Annotated in this window: 1 rRNA gene; it reads right to left on the minus strand. The window is 38.7% G+C overall.

The window, feature by feature from the left end:
* Window position 1 precedes the first annotated feature (1 nt).
* Window positions 2-116: ribosomal RNA gene (gene rrf / locus H5090_RS20650) — 5S ribosomal RNA — on the minus strand.
* Between the last annotated feature and the right edge of the window lie 132 nt (window positions 117-248).

Raw genomic sequence — 248 nt, forward strand, 5'->3', positions numbered from 1 at the left:
AGCCTGGTAATGTCCTACTTTCACATAGCAAATGCTACACTATCATCGGCGCTGTTTCGTTTCACTACTGAGTTCGGCATGGAGTCAGGTGGGTCCAAAACGCTATTGTCACCAAGCAAATTAGGGCGTTAATCCGTATTTCTACGCACTAACTGAATTTGGAAAATATCTGATAATATTTTTTTAGTCTTTCTAAGTAATGTCTACTTTAGTCATATTAACTTCTGTCAAACTGTCGCATAAAACGC

The organism is Pseudoalteromonas sp. SR43-5, from assembly GCF_014163835.1.
Taxonomy (GTDB): domain Bacteria; phylum Pseudomonadota; class Gammaproteobacteria; order Enterobacterales; family Alteromonadaceae; genus Pseudoalteromonas; species Pseudoalteromonas distincta.